This window comes from Streptomyces sp. NEAU-YJ-81, from assembly GCF_017592595.1.
GTDB lineage: Bacteria > Actinomycetota > Actinomycetes > Streptomycetales > Streptomycetaceae > Streptomyces > Streptomyces hygroscopicus_B.
In genome coordinates, this window is sequence record NZ_JAGFNO010000020.1 from 20,300 (window position 1) to 38,499 (window position 18,200).

Annotated in this window: 14 protein-coding genes; 9 read left to right on the plus strand and 5 right to left on the minus strand. The window is 69.7% G+C overall.

What is annotated here, in order from left to right:
- Positions 1–50: 50 nt before the first annotated feature.
- Complete coding sequence (locus J5X86_RS32585; protein ID WP_208520301.1) at positions 51–185, minus strand: lasso RiPP family leader peptide-containing protein; 135 nt, start codon at positions 183–185, stop codon at positions 51–53.
- A gap of 220 nt (positions 186–405) precedes the next feature.
- On the opposite strand from J5X86_RS32585, the gene J5X86_RS32590 reads away from it, so the two are divergent.
- Positions 406–3,177: a BTAD domain-containing putative transcriptional regulator gene (locus J5X86_RS32590; protein WP_208520302.1), complete on the plus strand. Its 2,772-nt coding sequence runs from the start codon at positions 406–408 to the stop codon at positions 3,175–3,177.
- A 120-nt stretch (positions 3,178–3,297) separates the two neighbouring features.
- Here J5X86_RS32590 and J5X86_RS32595 read toward each other — a convergent pair whose 3' ends face one another.
- Positions 3,298–5,172 (minus strand): LamG-like jellyroll fold domain-containing protein, encoded by a 1,875-nt coding sequence (locus J5X86_RS32595; protein ID WP_208520303.1) that lies wholly within the window; start codon positions 5,170–5,172, stop codon positions 3,298–3,300.
- Positions 5,173–5,251: 79 nt separating this feature from the next.
- Complete coding sequence (locus J5X86_RS32600; protein ID WP_208520304.1) at positions 5,252–6,199, minus strand: LysR family transcriptional regulator; 948 nt, start codon at positions 6,197–6,199, stop codon at positions 5,252–5,254.
- Between the two features lie 147 nt (positions 6,200–6,346).
- Here J5X86_RS32600 and J5X86_RS32605 point away from each other — a divergent pair, with 147 nt between their 5' ends.
- Together J5X86_RS32605 and J5X86_RS32610 are read left to right on the plus strand one after the other, a co-directional pair.
- On the plus strand, positions 6,347–7,258 hold the full coding sequence (locus tag J5X86_RS32605; protein WP_208520305.1) for an SDR family oxidoreductase: 912 nt from the start codon (positions 6,347–6,349) through the stop codon (positions 7,256–7,258).
- 550 nt (positions 7,259–7,808) lie between these two features.
- Positions 7,809–8,930 (plus strand): class I SAM-dependent methyltransferase, encoded by a 1,122-nt coding sequence (locus tag J5X86_RS32610; protein ID WP_208520306.1) that lies wholly within the window; start codon positions 7,809–7,811, stop codon positions 8,928–8,930.
- A gap of 13 nt (positions 8,931–8,943) precedes the next feature.
- Here the strand turns inward: J5X86_RS32610 and J5X86_RS32615 are convergent, their stop codons facing one another.
- Positions 8,944–9,744: an alpha/beta fold hydrolase gene (locus J5X86_RS32615; protein ID WP_208520307.1), complete on the minus strand. Its 801-nt coding sequence runs from the start codon at positions 9,742–9,744 to the stop codon at positions 8,944–8,946.
- Between the two features lie 311 nt (positions 9,745–10,055).
- On the opposite strand from J5X86_RS32615, the gene J5X86_RS32620 reads away from it, so the two are divergent.
- From J5X86_RS32620 to J5X86_RS32645, 6 genes are all read left to right on the plus strand, one after another.
- Positions 10,056–10,889, plus strand: coding sequence for a 2-keto-4-pentenoate hydratase (locus tag J5X86_RS32620; protein ID WP_208520308.1), 834 nt, complete (start codon positions 10,056–10,058; stop codon positions 10,887–10,889).
- Positions 10,886–11,851, plus strand: a complete 966-nt coding sequence (locus tag J5X86_RS32625; protein ID WP_208520309.1) for an acetaldehyde dehydrogenase (acetylating) — start codon at positions 10,886–10,888, stop codon at positions 11,849–11,851. The genes J5X86_RS32620 and J5X86_RS32625 overlap by 4 nt, the downstream gene beginning before the upstream one ends.
- A complete protein-coding gene (gene dmpG, locus J5X86_RS32630; protein WP_208520310.1) occupies positions 11,848–12,912 on the plus strand; it encodes a 4-hydroxy-2-oxovalerate aldolase in 1,065 nt (354 codons plus the stop codon). Before J5X86_RS32625 ends, dmpG begins: the two co-directional genes overlap by 4 nt.
- A gap of 164 nt (positions 12,913–13,076) precedes the next feature.
- Positions 13,077–13,748 carry a TetR/AcrR family transcriptional regulator gene (locus J5X86_RS32635; RefSeq protein ID WP_162953179.1) on the plus strand — a complete coding sequence of 224 codons (672 nt, stop codon included), beginning with the start codon at positions 13,077–13,079 and terminating at the stop codon, positions 13,746–13,748.
- Positions 13,749–14,008: 260 nt separating this feature from the next.
- Complete coding sequence (locus J5X86_RS32640) at positions 14,009–15,355, plus strand: MFS transporter (RefSeq protein WP_208520312.1); 1,347 nt, start codon at positions 14,009–14,011, stop codon at positions 15,353–15,355.
- Positions 15,356–15,413: 58 nt separating this feature from the next.
- Positions 15,414–16,439: an LLM class flavin-dependent oxidoreductase gene (locus tag J5X86_RS32645; RefSeq protein ID WP_208520313.1), complete on the plus strand. Its 1,026-nt coding sequence runs from the start codon at positions 15,414–15,416 to the stop codon at positions 16,437–16,439.
- A 153-nt stretch (positions 16,440–16,592) separates the two neighbouring features.
- Here the strand turns inward: J5X86_RS32645 and J5X86_RS32650 are convergent, their stop codons facing one another.
- A complete protein-coding gene (locus J5X86_RS32650; RefSeq protein ID WP_208520314.1) occupies positions 16,593–17,966 on the minus strand; it encodes an endo-1,4-beta-xylanase in 1,374 nt (457 codons plus the stop codon).
- Between the last annotated feature and the right edge of the window lie 234 nt (positions 17,967–18,200).

Below are 18,200 nucleotides of genomic sequence, written 5' to 3' on the forward strand. Positions count from 1 at the left end.
ACGCGTCCGTCCCCCGGGCCGTGAGACCGGCCCTTACGCGGGCCAGGGGTTTAGAGGTCGAACCAGGCGGTCCAGCCGAGCGGGTTGTCGAGCCACCTGCCGCAGCAGGTGATCCGGGTCAGCTCGGCGAAGTCGCCGATCTCGGCCAGCACGGGCGGCTCGTACTCCAGCTTTTCCGTGTTCACGGACGCTCTCCTTTGTGTTGATTCACCATGCGGTGGTCGATCTCCTTGACCGCCGCGGAAACCAATGTGCTCGGAGGGCCGTGGACAGACCTTGGACGAACCTTGAATCGTCCGGTCACAGCGGCTATGAAGGTTGCAGGGGATGCGACAACGGGGGGAAGAATCGATGGTGTCATTCGGCTTATTGGGCAGTGTCGAAGTACGTGTCGACGGCACAGAGGTGAACCTGGGACATGCCCGGCAGCAGTGCGTACTCGTCGCACTACTGGTCGAGGCGAATCACGTGGTGGCGGTTGACCAGCTCGTCGACCGGGTGTGGGGAGAGCGTCCTCCGCGACGCGTTCAGGGGACGCTGTACAGCTACATTTCCCGTCTCCGCCAGGCACTGGCTCCCGCCGCCGAGCAGGTGAGCATCGGCCGGCGATCCGGCGGTTACGTGCTTTCGGTCGAGGAGACGGCAGTGGATCTGCACCGCTTCCGTCGACTGGTCGGGCAAGCCCGCGCCGCCGACGAGGACGAGCGTGGCTCGGACCTGTTCGCCCAAGCGCTGGGGCTGTGGCGGGGGAGGGCGTGCACCGCCCTGGACACCCCGTGGTTCACCACGCTCCGCGAGGCCCTGGAGCGGGAACGGACCGCCGCGGAGCTGGACCACACCGACATCCAGCTCCGCATGGGCCGCCACACCGGACTGCTGGCCGAACTGTCCACCCGCTCGGAGGCGCAATCGCTGGACGAGCGTCTGGCCGGACAATTCATGGTCGCCCTGTATCGCAGCGGCCGCCCTGCCCAGGCCCTGCACCACTACCAGGAAATCCGATGTCGACTCGCAGAGGAACTGGGTACCGATCCGAGTCCGGCGCTGCAAGATCTCCACCAGCGGATTCTCACCGCTGATCCGGCCCTCACCGCCCCGGCGACCCCCTCCACAGGCGGTTCGGGCCGACGCCCGGTACCTGTGCCACGGCAACTGCCCGCGCCACCCCCGGTGTTCATCGGACGAAGCCCCGAACTCGCCACCCTGGACCGCCTGCTGGACTCCCAGGTCGCTCCCGGTGGCACGGTGATGGTTTCCGCGATCGGTGGCGTCGGCGGCGTCGGCAAGAGCTGGCTCGTCCTTCACTGGGCCCACAACCGTCTGGAACACTTCCCCGACGGACAGCTCTACATCAACCTGCGTGGCTTCGACCCCTCCGGCGAACCGCTCCCACCGGCGGTGGCGGTACGAGGTTTTCTCGACGCCCTCGGCGCCGATCCCGCGGAGATCCCCGCGGAGCTGGACGGGCAGACCGGGCTGTACCGCAGCCTGACGTCGGACAAGCGGCTGCTCATCGTGCTCGACAACGCCTGCGACACCGCCCAGCTCCTGCCGTTGCTTCCCGGCAGCTCCACCTGCACCGTGCTCATCACCAGCCGCCGCCAGTTGACCGGCCTGGCCGTCAGCCACGGCGCCCGCTCACTCGACCTCGACGTACTCCCGGACACCGAGGCACGCCACTTACTCATCCGCCATCTCGGCCACCGCCGGACGGCCGCCGAACCCGACGCCGTCGCCACGCTCTTGAAGTACTGCGCGGGTCTGCCCCTGGCCATCAGCATCCTGGCCGCCCGCGCGGCGGCCGGCCCGGACCTGCCGCTGTCGGCCCTGGCCGAGGAAGTCCAGGAAGCCGCCACCCGACTCGATGCCCTGGACACCGGGGACATGGCCGCAGACCTGCGTGCCGTGTTCTCCTCCTCCTACCACGCACTCGAACCCGATACCGCGCAGGCGTTCCGGCTGATCGGCCTCGCGCCGGGCCCCGACATCAGCGTGCCCGCCACCGCGAGCCTCACTGGACTCCCCGTGGCACGGGTGCGCGTCCTCCTGCGCAAACTGCGGGCCGCCCACCTGATCCAGGAACACATCCCCGGCCGCCACCGCATGCATGACCTCATCCGCCTCTACGCCACCGAACAGGGCCACGGTCAACCGGTCTCCGTCAGCGAGGCCGCACTGCACCGGCTCGCTGACTTCTACCTCCATACCGCCCACACCGCGGCAGGGCTGCTGGACGCACACCGGGACCAGATCCCCCTGGCCGCCGTTCAGCCGGGGGTCGTGCCGGAGGAGATGGCGGACCACGGTGCGGCTCTGGACTGGTTCACAGCCGAGCACCGGGCGCTGTATGCGGTCGTTGATCTGGCGGCCGGTCTGGGTCTCGACGCGCACGCCTGGCAGCTGGCGAGGGTCCTCGAGACCTTCTTCGACTATCGGGGGCACTGGCACGACTGGGCGGCCAGCCAACGTACCGCGCTCGCGGCGGCGCGGCGGCTGGGGGAGCGGTCCTGGCAGGCCGGCGCACATCGCAGCCTCGGCATGGCCTACACCCAGATGGGCCGCCTCGACGAGGGCCACACCCACTTCCACCAGGCCCTGGATCTCTACGACCAGCTGGGCGACCGGGTCAGTCAGGCGCACACCTACCGGGGGCTGGGCTGGGTGTGCGATCGGCAAGACCGGCCCCGGGAGGCGCTCGACCACAACGAACGGGCGCTGAGGCTGTACCGGCGGGCCGGCCACCGGGGCGGACAGGCCATGGCGCTGAACAACGCCGGGTGGTTGCACGCCATGCTCGGTCAGTACGAGCGGACACTTGATTACTGCACACAGGCGGTGGCCCTCAACAGGGAGATCGACGACCGGCACGCGGAGGCGGGGGCGTGGGACAGCCTCGGCTACGCACATCACCACCTCGCTCGGTACGCGGATGCCACCGGCTGCTACGAGCGGGCCCTCGACCTCGTCCGAGGGGTCGGCGACCGGTTCAACGAGACGGAGATACTGAATCATCTGGGCGACACCCGTCTCGCCGCGGGCGATCATGAAGCGGCTCGGCTGGTCTGGCGACAGGCGCTTGAGATCGCGGAGGAGATCGGCCACCCGGCCGCCGACGAACTCCGTGACAGACTCATGGATCCCGCATGGGACCTCTCCGACGACCAGTCGCAGCGTTGACCCGCGGCTTCCCGCAGGTGCGACAGCCCCGTGTCACCCGCCCGGTGCCGACCCCATCGGCTACACCGTCGCCTGCCAGGTCGCCGACCTGGAAGCGGTACGGAAGGCGCTGCGGGCCAACTAGGCGGGGGCTGTCATGAAGTCCTGTGGCCGCAGGGCTCGTTTGACGATGCGGGTGTCGCCGATCCAGCCGTAGAAGCCCTGGCCGAACTTCTCCTCGAACTGAGTGCCGCCGATCACGAAGGGCTTGCCGAGGGTGGCGATCCCCGTCGACGGCTGGGAGGGATTGCGGGCGATCTTCGAGCCGTCGACGTACACCACGGTGTGATGGCCGTCGTTGACGACGGCGATATGGGTCCACCGGCCCACCGGCAGGGCGTGGCTCCAGGAGGTGGGATCGGCGTCCTGCACATGGGGGTAGACGACGAACTGCAGGAAGCGCTCGGGGGTCACATTGAGGCTGCACGTCGGCTCGTCGGGCGACCAGCCGGTGGTCTTCCCCGCGTCGCCGTTGCGCCCCTCCCAGCTCAGGATGCCCATCCAGGCGTGGTCGCCCTCGAAGGGGTCCGGGAGCTTGAGATACGTCTCGATGGTGTACCCACCGGTGAACTTCTCGGAGTTCAGCGGCGCCGTGGCGGAGGTGGTCAGGACCGCACCGCGATCGGGGGCCTTGCCGCCGTCGAAGCGCAGGCTGGCATGGGCCGGCTGGTCGCCGTGGTGCTCGCCGGACCACGTCAGGATGTCGGGCTCGCTGTCGTGCAGGCGCGTCACCCGGAGGTCGTTGCCGTGGCCGGACAGATCGCGGAGCACCGTATCCGTGCCGACCGGTCCGTCCGCGCCCGCGCGGGAGGCGGTTCCCGAGGCGTCGAAGCGCCAGTACGCGAGGGTGCCGCGCGGCATGACGGCGGAGGCCGGGCGCGGCTTGCGCGGTACGACCGGCGCGAAGGAGGAGAAGCGGCGTTCGAAGTCGATGCTCAGGCTGAACCGGTCGACGGGGCCGGTCAGTTCGATGGTCTCCGCCTCCAGAGGTGTTCTCTTCTCCGGGTCGCGGCTGAGGAACCAGGGCGAGAACGTCTCCACGTCGATCACACCGCGGACGAGGTCGAAGGCGTAGAGGCGGATCATTCCGGCGCCGCCGTAGTACCGGTCCTGGTAGTTGGTGATGTGGATATGGACGTCGTTGCCTGCGTCATTGGTCAGGACGGTGCGCCCGGGGGGCCAGTAGTGCCCGCCCAGGGCGAGGAAGATCTGGTCGTTGCCGCGGACGAGGCCGTCCCACAGCCGCCCGCCGTTGTCCGAGAGCTGTGCGCTGCCCTCGTCGTCGGCCCAGGCCAGGTCGTGGGTGGTGAGGACGGCGGGCAGGGTGGGGTGGGCATCGAGCACCTTCTGCGCCCATCGCAGTCCGGAGTCGGAGATCCGCCAGTCAAGCGCGAGGACCAGCCAGTCACGCCCGCCCGCGGGCAGGACGTGGTAGCTGTTGTAGCCGTCGGGCGAGGCGCCGCCGAAGGTGGGCATGGCGGAATACCGCCGCGGACCGAAGGCGTCGAGATAGGCGCTGTCGCCGCGCTGGTCGTCGGTGCCGGAGTCGATGTCGTGGTTGCCGGCCAGGACGCTGTAGGGGACCTTGCCGTGGATGGTCCCGAACACCGTCGCGGCCAGCGTGATCTCCTCCCGCGAGCCGTGTTCCGTGACATCGCCGAGGTGCGCCATGAAGGCGATGTTGGCGTCCTCGCGCTGGGACACCAGGTACCGGAAGGTGGCCCGGAGCGGCTCCGGGTCGGAGCTGTCGGCGTCGAAGAGGTACTGCGTATCCGGCAGCACCGCGAGGCTGAACCGCGGTGACTCGGGGTCGTACCGGAGGCCACCGGCCTTCGGGGTGGCCGCGTGAGCGGGTGTCGTACCCGATACGACGGCAGCGGTGCCCGCGGCCGGGATCACGGCGGTGGCCCGCAACAGCGTCCGTCTGCCGAGCTGGTCGCGCCCCGCTGCGTCCATTGACACTCCCGCGCATCGTGTGAAGAACCGGTGACCCCGGACCGCACTGTGGTCAAGGTCCGTGACCACACAGGGGCGGTCAGGTGAACGGTGCCTGATCCGTTGCGGGCGGAACAGCCGTACGGCGGAGCCGACGTGGCCCGGTGAGCTGGTGCACGGCGATGGCGAGGAAGTCCGCCACGAGCGGTCCACGGTCCTCGGCCCTGGTCGCGACCACGACTCGGCACGGTTCGATTCCCTCAACGGGAATGGTGGTGAGGTCGTGTCGCAGCGGGTTGTGCTCGCCACCGGCCGGCGCGAGGGCGAGGGCCTGGCCGCCGGCGACGAGTTCGAGCTTGTCCACCGCGGACATGACGAGTGGGCCACCGGGTGCCGGGCGTCCGTCCGGGCGTGGGTCGAGACGCCAGAACGCGTCATACGCCGCGTCGGCGTACCGGACCAGGGCCTCGTCCGCGAAGTCGTCCAGGGTGACCGACGTACGGCCGGCGAGGCGGTGGAAGGCGGGCACCACGAGCACCCGGGGCTCCTCGTAGAGAGCCGTCACGCGCAGGCCGCCGGTCGGGAACGGCTCTCGGGCGAGGACCACGTCGACCCGGTGGTCCAGGAGGGCCGCTCGCACCTGGCGGAAGTCCAGATGCAGGGTGCGTACCTCGGCGGCGGGACGCCGGTCGCGCAGTTCGCGCGCCGCGGTGGTCACGATGAGGCTGCCCGTGTACCCGATGGTGAATTCGTCGGGGCCGACGGCGGCGCGGGTCGTTGTCACGGCTTGCCGGGCGGAGTGCAGGAGCGTCCGCGCCTGAGGCAGGAAGATCCGGCCCGCCTCGGTGAGGTGGCTGCCCTGTTTCGTGCGATGGAGCAGGCGGACGCCCATCCGTTCCTCGAGACGCTGGATCTGCCGGCTCAGCGACGGCTGGGCGAGGTGCAGGGCGTCGGCCGCGCGGTGGAAGTTGCGGTGCTCGGCGACGACCGTGAAGTACCGCACCAGGCGCAGGTCGAGGTCCGCCGAGGAGGGGGGATCGTCGGGCACGCCGCCAGGATACGGGTGATGGCGATCTCGTATCACGTGGTGCGGAACAGGACTTGGACGCGGAGTGCCTGCCGTTCCTAGCGTTCAGGCACCCGCCCGCCCCTCTCCGGGGCCGGGCCGACTCGACATCACCAGAGGACTGTCAACGTGCGCATTTTCGTCACCGGTGCCACCGGGTACATCGGATCCGCGGTCGTCCGCGAGCTCCTCGGAGCGGGCCATCAGGTGGTCGGTCTCGCCCGCTCGGACTCGGCTGCCGCGGCATTGTCATTGGTCGGCGCGGATGTGCGCCGCGGCGAACTGGAAGACCTCGACAGCTTGCGCGCCGGCGCCACGGTGACGGACGGGGTCATCTACGCGGCCAACCAGCACATTTCGGAGACCACGGATCCGGCCACTCGCGCCCGGATCGAGCGGAGCGCCGTCGAGGCGATCGGGGCCGTGCTCGAAGGCTCCGGCAAGCCCTTCGTGGTGACCTCGGGCACCTTGGGCCTGACGCTCGGGCGCCTGGGCACGGAAGCGGATGCCCCCGATGCGGAGCGGCTGGGGGCGTGGGCCCTGCGGGTGCCGACCGAGCATGCCGTGATCGCGATGAGGGAGCGCGGTGTGCGCTCGGCCGCGCTACGGCTCGCGCCGCTGGTGCACGGTGAGGGAGACCTGAAGGGCTTCACACCGACTCTCATCGGCATCGCCCGCGCGAAGGGCGTGTCCGCCTATGTCGGCGACGGATCCAACCGGTGGCCCGCGGTGCACCGGCTGGACGCGGCGCATCTGTACCGGCTGGCGGTGGAGGCGGCCCCGGCCGGCTCGCGCCTGCACGCGGTCGGCGCTGAGGGGGTGACGTTCCGGGAGATCGCCGAGGCCATCGGCCGTCGGCTGAGAGTGCCGGTGGCCGGCGTCGCGCCCGAGGACGCGGGCGACCACTTCGGCTTCCTCGGCCCCCTGGTGTCGCTCGACAGCCCGACGTCGAGCGCGGGGACGCGGGAACGCCTGGGGTGGCGGCCGACGCGTCCCGCGCTGATCGCGGACATCGCGGAAGGTCACTATTTCAACGATTGACGGTCCCGCTCCGGCGGAGCTGGCATCGCGGGCCGCGGACATCGCATTCGGAGGAATCCGTTCAACTTTCATATTTCCGCACGCCGTCAACGGGCGATGGTCCGTTGGCGGCGCAGCCGGCATGAGTGCCTGTCTCGCCAATTACTACGGATAACCAGTTTGGATATGAGTTCCGATTACTTTCGGACGGTCCAGCGCCGGGATCCGGGGCTCCATCCGCGAAATCAAGCCGACTTTACCTTCGCGAGCAACCCTCGTCTGATCGCGAACATGCCAATTATTGGGGCACGCCTGTTCGATGAGGCCGCCTCGTGGCGGCGCAAGGTCCCTCGACGGCCGCTGTTGGCGCGCGATCCCGGGCGTGGCCGCCGCCGTGGCCGGGCGGCGGCGATATCGAGCGTCGATCGCCTTGCTTCTCTGACTTTTACATTGCTTTAACCGGGCCATATTCGGACTTTATTCACCCATGGCGAGTTCAATTGCTAGGGATTCCAGGTTTTCCTGCCTGGCATGCTGGTCGTGAAAAGTCACTCCAGGGAAAGGTCTGAAGATGCCGCGTTCCTTCCTCGCAGAGTTGTCCGCACCGGGTCGCAAGGTGCCGGTGCGGGCGTGCGAATTGGAGTCGAGCCCGGTGTGGCTGTTCGCTTCGATCGGCGAGTATCCGGTGTACGACGACGACGCGTATGAGGCGATGATCAACGACGAGCGTCGGATGAGCGCATACACCGAAGCCGTCCGGCGCTACGCCCCCGGCCGGACGGTGCTCGACATCGGTACGGGGCAGGGCGCGGTGTGGGCGCTGGCCGCCGCCCGCGCCGGAGCGCGGCACGTATGGGCAGTGGAGGTCATCCCCGAGTCCGCGCGGATCGCCCGGAAGAACATCGAAAAGGCAGGCTTCGCCGACCGGATCACGGTGGTGGAGGGGCTGTCCACCGAGATCGAGCTGCCCGAGCCCGTCGATATGTGCGTCTCCGAGATCATCGGCACGCTCGGCGGCTCGGAAGGGGCGGGGTCCGTCCTGCGGGACGCGCGGGAGCGCCTGGTGAAGCCCGGCGGGGTGTTCATCCCGCACCGCAGTGCCACCACCGCCGTCGCCCTGGACCTGAACAGCGCGAACCTCGGCACGCTCCCCGGCTTTCCGCCCCTCGTCTTCCGTTACGTGGAAGAGGTGTTCGCGTCGGTGGGCCGCCCCTTCGATCTGCGGGTGGTCCTCGAAGGGCTGCAGGACAACCCGAGGGTGCGGCAGCGGTCGTATCTGTCCGATGCCGTCGAGGTGGAGCCGCTGGAGTACAACGGCGACCTGCAGCCGGAGGGCGTCGACGCCGTCGAGCTGACCTTCACCCGGGAGGGCCGCTTCTCCGGGCTCGCGCTCGGCGTGCGCCTGTGGGTGGCCGAGGGCGACGAGCCGCTCGACTCGCTGGTCCAGTCGAGCAATTGGACCCCGGTGTACGCCCCGCTGTCGGAGGAGGGTCTGCGGGTACGGCCGGGCGACCGGTTCGAGTTCGACTTCACCACGACGATGAGCGATGACGGTGTACACCCCGACTACGCGCTCGTCGGCGAGCTGTACCGGGCCGGTGGCCCGGCGGTGTCCCTGAGCTGGAGCTCCACGCACCACGGGGACGGTTTCCGTGAGACGCCCTTCTACCGCTCGCTGTTCCCCACCCCTTGACGCCACACCGTCGTCAGCGGTCCGCCGTCCCGGCGGATGCGACGGCTTCCAGCACCAGCCTGGCGAACTCCTCCGGCCGCTGTTCGGGGAACGGCACACCTGCTCGGGGCACGATATGCCCCGTGGCGGACAGGGCGTTCACCATGGGCTCGAAGCTGGGCATCGACGGATCGTCGTCCTGCCCACAGATGACCGTGGCCGGGGCGGTGATCCGCGGCAGCCGCTCGTCCATCGCGAACAGCCGAACGGCGATGTGGCCGTCCTCCGCCCGGTCCAGCACCCGCACGGCGTCGGCCATGAACCGGTTGAGCGCGGCCTCCTGCCCCGGCTCGTAGAAGTGCCTGCGCCGGTTCCACAATTCCATGAGGTGGGAGCCGTCCGGTTTCGGCTGCACCCAGTCGACCGGGCGCTTCCACGCCGCTCGGGCGCGCTTCTCCGGGGTGATGAACGGGGTCGCCGAGAGCACCAGGCTCCGCACCCGGGAGCCCAGGCGCGCCGCCACCTCCACCGCGATCACTCCGCCGGTGTGGTGGCCGACCAGGTGGAACGACTCCAGCCCCAGCCCGGCCACCAGGTCCTCGACCCCGTCGGCGAACATCTCGATGCTCTGATCATCCGCGGGTTTCGCCGAGGCCCCGTAGCCGACGGTGTCCATCGCGATCGCTCGGTGGGTGGCGCCGACCAGCGGAAGCACATCGCGGTACTCGGTCCATGACCGCGGGGTCTGGTGGAGCAGCAGCACCGGCTCGCCCTCACCGCACTCGACGTAGTGAAGCTGGCCGAAGCGGCTTGAGGTGTAGTGGGCGGTCAGCATATGCACTCTCCCGATGTGGCGGGTTGGCGAGCCCGCGGTCCTGGTCGTACTTTGTACGGAACTCCTTGGGTGGCGTCAAGGGCCGAGCGGCGGAGGCAGGCCCCTCGCCCGGAGAGTTCCGTGCGGCGGTACGCCCTTCCGGCCGGATGCGGGTATGGCAGGTCAGCGCCGCCTCGTCCGACATCCCAGTACCCGACGCGTTCCGCGTAACGGAACAAAAGTTGGCTCGTGGCGGCCCGCACGTCTATACCGGAGGCCATATGGGGAGCGCCGGGGGCCCGGCACCCACGTTCCACCTCAGGAGGTAGCCCGTGCCGAATGTGCCCGACCGCGTCCCGACGGACGCCTTCCCCGGGGCCGTGGTCAAGGCCGCCGACGCACTGGCGGAGGCCGCCCGCGGCGGGACCGCTTGCCCGCCCGTACGCACGCTCTTGGACGACGGTGACATCGAGGCCGCCTACGCGGTGCAGCGGCTGAACCTGCAACGCGAGCAGGCCACCGGCCGCCGCATCGTCGGCCGGAAGATCGGTTTGACGTCGCTCGCCGTGCAGCGCCAACTCGGCGTGGACCAGCCGGACTTCGGCGCCCTGTTCGCTGACATGGCCGTGCCGGAGGGCGGCGAGGTGCCCGCCGGGCGGCTGCTCCAGCCCAAGGTGGAGGGCGAGGTGGCGCTCGTGCTCGGCAGCGACCTGCCGCACGCCCAGTGCACCGTCGTCGACCTGCTGCGCGCCACCGACTTCGCGCTCCCCGCGCTGGAGATCGTCGACAGCCGGGTGCGGGACTGGGACATCTCCATCGTCGACACCGTCGCCGACAACGCCTCCTGCGGGATGTACGTCCTCGGCGCCTTCCCGGTGCCGCTGACCGGGGTCAACCTGCGCTCCGTGCAGATGACCATGACGCGCAACGGCGAGATGGCCTCCGAGGGGACCGGCGCCGACTGCCTCGGCGGCCCCCTCAACGCGGCCGTCTGGCTGGCCTCGGCCCTCGCCGAGCGGGGCGACCCGCTGCGGGCGGGCGACCTCGTCCTGACCGGGGCCCTGGGACCGATGGTCCCGGCCGCCCCGGGCGATGTGTTCCAAGCCCGTATCTCGAACCTGGGCGCCGTAGGAGTCGGGTTCGCCGCGGAAGGAGACAACCGGTGAGCAGCGAGACGAACACCCGCACCAAGGTGGCGATCATCGGGTCCGGCAACATCGGCACCGACCTCCTGATCAAGGTGCTGCGGCTCTCCGACACCCTGGAGATCGCCGCGATGGCCGGCATCGACCCCGACTCCGACGGGCTGGCCCGCGCCCGCCGGCTGAAGGTGGCCACCACCCACGAGGGCGTGGACGGGCTGGTGAAGCTGGACGAGTTCGCGGACGTGGAGATCGTCTTCGACGCGACCTCCGCCGGTGCCCACAAGCGCCACGAGGAGGTGCTGCGCCCCCTCGGCCGTACCCTCGTCGACCTCACCCCGGCGGCCATCGGTCCCTATGTGGTGCCCCCGGTCAACGGCGACGCCCACCTCGGCGCGCCGAACGTCAACATGGTCACCTGCGGCGGCCAGGCCACGATCCCGATCGTCGCCGCGGTGGGCGCGGTCACCCCCGTCCACTACGGGGAGATCGTCGCGTCCATCTCCTCCCGCTCCGCGGGCCCCGGCACCCGGGCGAACATCGACGAGTTCACCGAGACCACCGCCTCGGCCATCGAGCGCGTCGGCGGCGCCGCCCGCGGCAAGGCCATCATCATCCTCAACCCGGCCGAGCCGCCGCTGATCATGCGGGACACCGTGCACTGCCTGGTCTCCGGCTGCGACACCGAGGAGGTCACCGCCTCCGTCGAGGAGATGGTCGGCCGGGTCCAGGCGTATGTGCCCGGATACCGCCTCAAGCAGAAGGTGCAGTTCGACCAGGTGGGGTCCGACGACCCGCTGCGCTCGCTGCTGCCCGCCGGGGCCGCGCAGACCGACGCGGTGAAGGTCTCGGTCTTCCTCGAGGTCGAGGGCGCCGCCCACTACCTCCCGGCCTACGCCGGAAACCTCGACATCATGACCTCGGCCGCGCTGCGCACCGCGGAGCGCCTGGCCGCACACCGCTCCGGCGAGGAGGCCGCACGATGACCACGACCGACGCCGGCGCAACCGCCCCCACCCCGTCGGCCCCGCCCGCCCTGTACATCCAGGACGTGACCCTGCGGGACGGCATGCACGCCGTCCGCCACCGCTACACCGTCGAGCAGGCGAGCACCATCGCCGCCGCCCTGGACGCCGCCGGGGTGGCCGCGATCGAGATCGCCCACGGGGATGGCCTGTCCGGCTCCAGCGTCACCTACGGCATCGGCGCCCACACCGACTGGGACTGGATCGAGGCCGTCGTCGGGGCCTCAGGCAAGGCGATTCCCACCACGCTGCTGCTGCCGGGCATCGGCACCCTGCACGACCTGAAGCGGGCCCACGCCCTCGGCATCCGCTCCGTGCGCGTCGCCACCCACTGCACCGAGGCCGACATCTCCGCCCAGCACATCTCCGCCGCCCGCGAGATGGGCATGGACGTCGCCGGGTTCCTGATGATGTCGCATATGGCCGAACCGGCCGAACTCGCCCGCCAGGCCAAGCTGATGGAGTCCTACGGCGCCCATTGCGTCTACGTCACCGACTCCGGCGGCCGGCTGACCATGGACGGTGTCCGCGACCGCTTCCGCGCCTACCGCGAGGTGCTCGACCCGGACACCGAACTCGGCATCCACGCCCACCACAACCTCGCCCTCGGCGTGGCCAACACCGTGGTCGCAGTCGAGAACGGCGTCACGCGCGTGGACGCCTCCCTCGCGGGCCAGGGCGCGGGGGCGGGCAACTGCCCCCTGGAGGCGTTCATCGCCGTCGCCGACCTGATGGGCTGGAAGCACGGCTGCGATCTGTTCCCCCTCATGGACGCCGCCGACGATGTCGTCCGGCCCTTGCAGGACCGCGAGGTCCGGGTCGACCGGGAGACCCTCACCCTCGGCTACGCGGGCGTGTACTCCAGCTTCCTGCGCCACGCGGAGGCCGCCGCGGTCCGCCACGGTCTGGACACCCGCGCGATCCTGGTCGAGGTCGGCCGCCGCAAGATGGTCGGCGGCCAGGAGGACATGATCACGGACATCGCCCTGGACCTCGCCGCCCGCGCGAACACCGCCCCCTGACCGCCCGATCGGCTCCGGCCACCTCTTCTCGTCCCCGTCCCACAGCCCGTCGGACCGGCGGTTCGTCCGAGGGAGAAAATGCCCGAGGGCGGCTGTACGGTATGCGGTACGACGGCGCCGGGCGCGTCGCCGGTTTCCGGTGGTGTGGGAAGAGGAGAGTCCAGGTGGCGGGTCCGCGGTCGCGTGCGAGGGCGCTCACTGCTGAGCGGATCATCGAGGTGGCCACCCGGATCTGCGACGAGGAAGACATCGAGGTGCTGACCATACGGCGGCTCGCCTCGGACCTCGGCGTGGGCGCGATGACGCTCTACAGCTACTTCCGCAGCAAGGAGGAGATCCTCGACGGCATCGCCGACCACGTCATGGGGAACTTCCGGCTGCCCACCGCCGAGGAGACCTCGCCCGAGGCGGTCGTGCGGGCCCTGGCGCTGGCCTTCCTCGACATGATGCGGGAGCACCCCAGCATCGTGCGGCTCTTCTCCACGCGGGTGAGCACCGGTCCGCAGTCCATGCGGGGCGCGTTCGAGGCGGTCATCGGGAGGCTGCGCGAGGCGGGGTTCGCGGACCGGGAGGCGGTGCGGGTCTACGGCCTGATCGTGCAGTACAGCTTGGGATTCGCCAGCTACCAGGCCCCCCGCCCGTGGGGGAAGGCGGACCATCCCGAGGCCGAGGAGCTGCGGCGGCGGCGCAGGCACTTCTACGGGGCCCTGCCACGTGAGGACTTCCCCAACATGGTGGAGCTCGCCGAGGACATGACCACTCTGCCCAGCGACGAACAGTTCCTCTTCGGGCTCGACTGCCTCATCGCGGGCGTCCTGCGGCAGACCGGCGACTGAGACTCGCTGCCTGGTTTCACCAGCCCCGGGTCCTTCGGCCCGGGGCTGAGCTGTCTTCTCTCCGTATCCGCCATGGGTGCTGTCGGAATCCTTGACGGCATACATCGAACGGTACATAGTACGACCACTTGCGATCGCTGAGCCGACTTCGATTCGGCCCCAGGCGTCCTGCGGTTTCCCAAGGCCCGCTGCATCTGTCAGGGGCGCGCCGCCACCACCTCTTCCCACGCCTCGCCCGTCCCTACGGACAAAGGACCCTCATGACAGCAACCCATGTTCGTGACCCCGGCCGGGACCAGGGCACACGAGCGCTGCTCGCGGGCTGGATCGGCACCACCGTCGAGTACTACGACTTCTCCATCTACGGACTGGCCTCGTCGGTGGTGTTCGCCAAGCTCTTCTTCCCCACCTCGGACCCGGTGATCGGCACGATGCTCTCGCTGTCGACCTTCGCCATCGGCTTCCTGGCCCGGCCGGTCGGCGCGGTGGTGTTCGGGCACTTCGGCGACCGGCTGGGCCGGAAGTCCACGCTGGTCGCCACGTTGGGTCTGATGGGCGTGGCGACCTTCGCGGTGGGCCTGCTGCCGACCTATGGCCAGGTGGGGATCGCGGCGCCGATCCTGTTGATCGTCGCCAGGCTCGCCCAGGGGTTCTCCGTCGGCGGCGAATACGGCGGGGCGGTCCTGATGACCATCGAGCACGCGGAGCGCGGGAAACGCGGATTCCGGGGCTCGTTGATCAATACCGGCACCTCGGCCGGGCTCCTCCTGGCCAACCTCGTCTTCCTCGGGGTGCTCCAGCTACCGGACGACCAACTGCACTCCTGGGGCTGGCGGATTCCGTTCCTGCTGAGCGCGGTGCTCGTCGGGGTGGGTCTCTTCGTGCGGCTCAGCCTGGCGGAGAGCCCCGAATTCGAGGCGGTCAAGGCGCAGAACACGGTGAACCGGCTGCCCGTGGTCGAGGTGTTCCGCGAGTGCGGCGGACGCGTCGTGCTGATGGCCGGCGGCATCCTGAGCGCGGGGGTGGCCTTCACCCTGGCCAGCGTGTACAGCCTGGAGTACGCCCGCACCGGCCTGCAACTGGACAAGGACACCATGATCGCCGTCCTGCTGCCGGCCACCCTCGTCATCATCGTGTGCGTGCCGCTGGCCGGAAAGCTGGCGGACCGGTTCGGAAACCGCAGGGTCTTCCTCGCCGGGGCGGCCTCGCTGATCGTGCTGCCGTTCGTCTGGCTGGCGCTGCTGCAGACGCGGGAGTACTGGCTGATGCTGCTGGGCTTCACGCTCCTGTTCATCGGCTACTCCGCCAACTACGGAGTGGTACCGGCGTATTTCTCCCAGGTCTTCCCGGCGCGCCTGCGGTTCACCGGCATGTCGATCGGCTTCACCGTCGGGCTGATCGCCGGGAACGCGTTCTCCCCCGACATCGCCACCTATCTGCTGCACACCATCGGCGGGTGGCTGGGGATCGCGGTGTACATGGCGGCGATGTCGGTCGTCTCGGTGATCGCGGGCCTGTTCCTCCGGGAGGAGGACGACACCCCGCAACAGCCGCGCGATCCGGTTCCGTACGACGTGGCCGACAGCGGCACCGCACAGGTCCATTGACTCTCGTGCGTCGTACCGTACATAGTACTAACGCGTGAACACACCGGAGGAGAGCAAGATGCGCATCGGAATCCGCATACCGCCGTGCGACCGGGTGGACCGGCTGGCCAGGACCGCCCGGCGGGCCGAGGAACTGGGCTTCGACCAGGTGTGGTTCCCCGACTCCCAGCTACTGTGGCGGGACGTGTTCACGGTCCTGACCGCCGCCGCGCTGGGCACCGAGCGGATCGGCCTGGGCAGCGCGGTCACCAACCTGGCCACCCGGCACCCGGCCGTCGTCGCCTCGGCCGCCCGCAGCGTCGCCGAGCTGGCCCCCGGCCGGTTCACCCTCGGCCTCGGCGTGGGCAACAGCTCGGTCGGCCCCATCGGCATGCGCCAGAGCACCGGGGCGGAGCTGCGCGACGGGCTCGCCACGCTGCGGGCGCTGTTCGCGGGTGAGGAGTGGGACTTCAACGGCGTACGGTCCCGGCTGCGGGACCCGGATCCGAACGTGCCGATCCACATGGCCGCCAGCGGCCCCCGCAATCTGCGGCTCGCCGGGGAGATCGCCGATGGTGTCATCCTGCTCAGTGGCGTCTCGCGGAACACCCTCGCCAGTGCCACCGCCCGGGTGCGGGAGGGCGCCGAGGCCGCGGGCCGCACCGCGGCGGCCATCCCGCTGACGGTCTCGGCGTTCTGCGCGGTGACCGACGACATCGAGGCCGAAGCCCGGCTGCTCAAGCCGATCTGCGCCTCGATCGCCCAGAATGGCGGAGCGCCCTTCCTCGCCCTGGCCGGGATCGAACTGGACGTACCCGCAAGGGTGGAGGGGGTCTATCCGGACCTCGTCCACGCCGAGGACTGGGACGCGGCCGTCGAGATCTGCTCGGCCTGGGTGAGCGATGCGGCGGTGCTCCGGTTCGCCCAGGAGTTCTGCCTGTTCGGAACCGCCCAGGAGATCGCCGAACGGCTCAGCGCGCTGCACGCCGATGGGGTGACCGATGTGTTCCTCCAGCACGTCGGCTCCTACGACCCGCCCACCGAGCTGATCGAAAGCGTCGGCTCCGAGGTGCTGCCCGCCCTGCGGGCGGCAGCCGGCCGGTGAGCGTACTGGAGGAGCTGGTCCGGCGTGGCCCGCGCGCGGCCGCGCCGGCCGTGACCTCCGCGAAGATGAGCGGCCCGCAGCGCCTGTGGCCGGCGCCCCCGTCGCGCACCGTTGGCCACGGCGGCGAACATGGGGGCGCCGGTGGCGCGGCGGCTAGGAGGCGGTGCACGAACCGATGGTGGGGGCCGACCAGTCCCCGTTCGCCATGACCGTGAAGCCGAAGCTGGTCGCCGCTCCGGCGCCCAGGTTGCCGTTGCCATTGGGCCGCATCGTCATGACCTTGCCGCTGCCGTCCCAGGTGGGACTGCCGTTCCAGGTCGTGGCGACGCTCTGCGCGGAACGCACGGTCACCGTCACCGTCCAGCCGCTGATGGCGGAGCTTCCGGCCCGCACCGTCACCTCACCGTTGAAACGGTCGCCCCACCGTTGCGTCTCGGCGTACGACACGGTGCACGTCCGGCCGCCACCGCCACCATCGCTGGTGCCGCCCAGCGCGGCGAGCACCGCGTTGTACGCGGGCTTCTTGCCGTAGTTGTCGTCGAACAGCAGCGGGGTGCCGCTGGCGCGCCATGAGTACTTGTCGGGGATGCCCCATACGGTGATGCCGGTGCAGCGGGACACGGCCAGGCACGCCTGCGTGACCCGGCGGTAGCTGTCGGCCTGGGCCGTGCCGGAACCCTCGATGTCCAGCTCGGTGATCTGCACATCGACGCCGAGGGCGGCGAAGCGCTGGAGGTTCTGCTGGTAGTCACCGGGCACCGGGGACTGGCTGTTGAAGTGTGACTGGAAGCCGACGCAGTCGATCGGCACACCGCGGGCCTTGAAGTCCTTCACCATGTTGTAGACGGCGTTGCTCTTCGCGTTCTGACCGTCGGTGTTGTAGTCGTTGTAGCAGAGTTTGGCGTTGGGGTCGGCCGCACGAGCGGTGCGGAACGCCTCCTCGATGAAGCCGTCGCCGAGCTTGTCCTGGAACGGCGAACTGCGCCGCGCACCGCTGTTGCCGTCCTGGAACGCCTCGTTGACCACGTCCCAGGCGTAGATCTTGCCCTGGTAGTGCTGCATCACCTTGGTGATGTGGTTGTTCATCGCCGAGCGCAGCTCGGTGGCGCTCAAACCGCCCACCCAGCCGGGCAGTTGGGAGTGCCAGACCAGTGTGTGGCCGCGGATCTTCATGCCCTTGCCCTGAGCATGGCCGACGATCTGGTCCGCGGAGCCGAAGGTGAACGAGTTGCGGGACTTTTCGACGGCGTCCCACTTCATCTCGTTCTCGGGTGTGACGGCGTTGAACTCGGTGTCCAGTGTGGCGGCGTACGGGGATTCGCCGAGGTGGTTGGCGGCCACGGCGGCACCGAAGTACCGGCCCTTGGCCGCCGCCGCACCGCCGAGGGTGCTCGCGGCGCTGGCGGGACCGGACAGGGCCAGAACACTGGCCGCGGTGAGGAAGCCGACGACACCGAGGCTGAACGCCCTTCGGACGCGTAACCGAGGGTGCCGATCTCTGCGTTCCTGACGGGAATTGATGACCATTGCTGTCCCTTCTTCGAAGGCCGAGCGGGTGGCAGTGGTGTGCCGATGGGCAACGATCGCTGCGGAGTATGCTGCGGGACTGACGCAACGTCAACGCTTCCTTCCGGAACTCTTCCGGTAGAAGACTTCGCCGGCACCTCCGCCTCCCCGCCCTTGAACTGCTGGTCTTTGGCGTATACGTGCGACTATCGGCCACAAAGAGGATCTCTCCGGGCTGATCTCCGAAAAATTTTC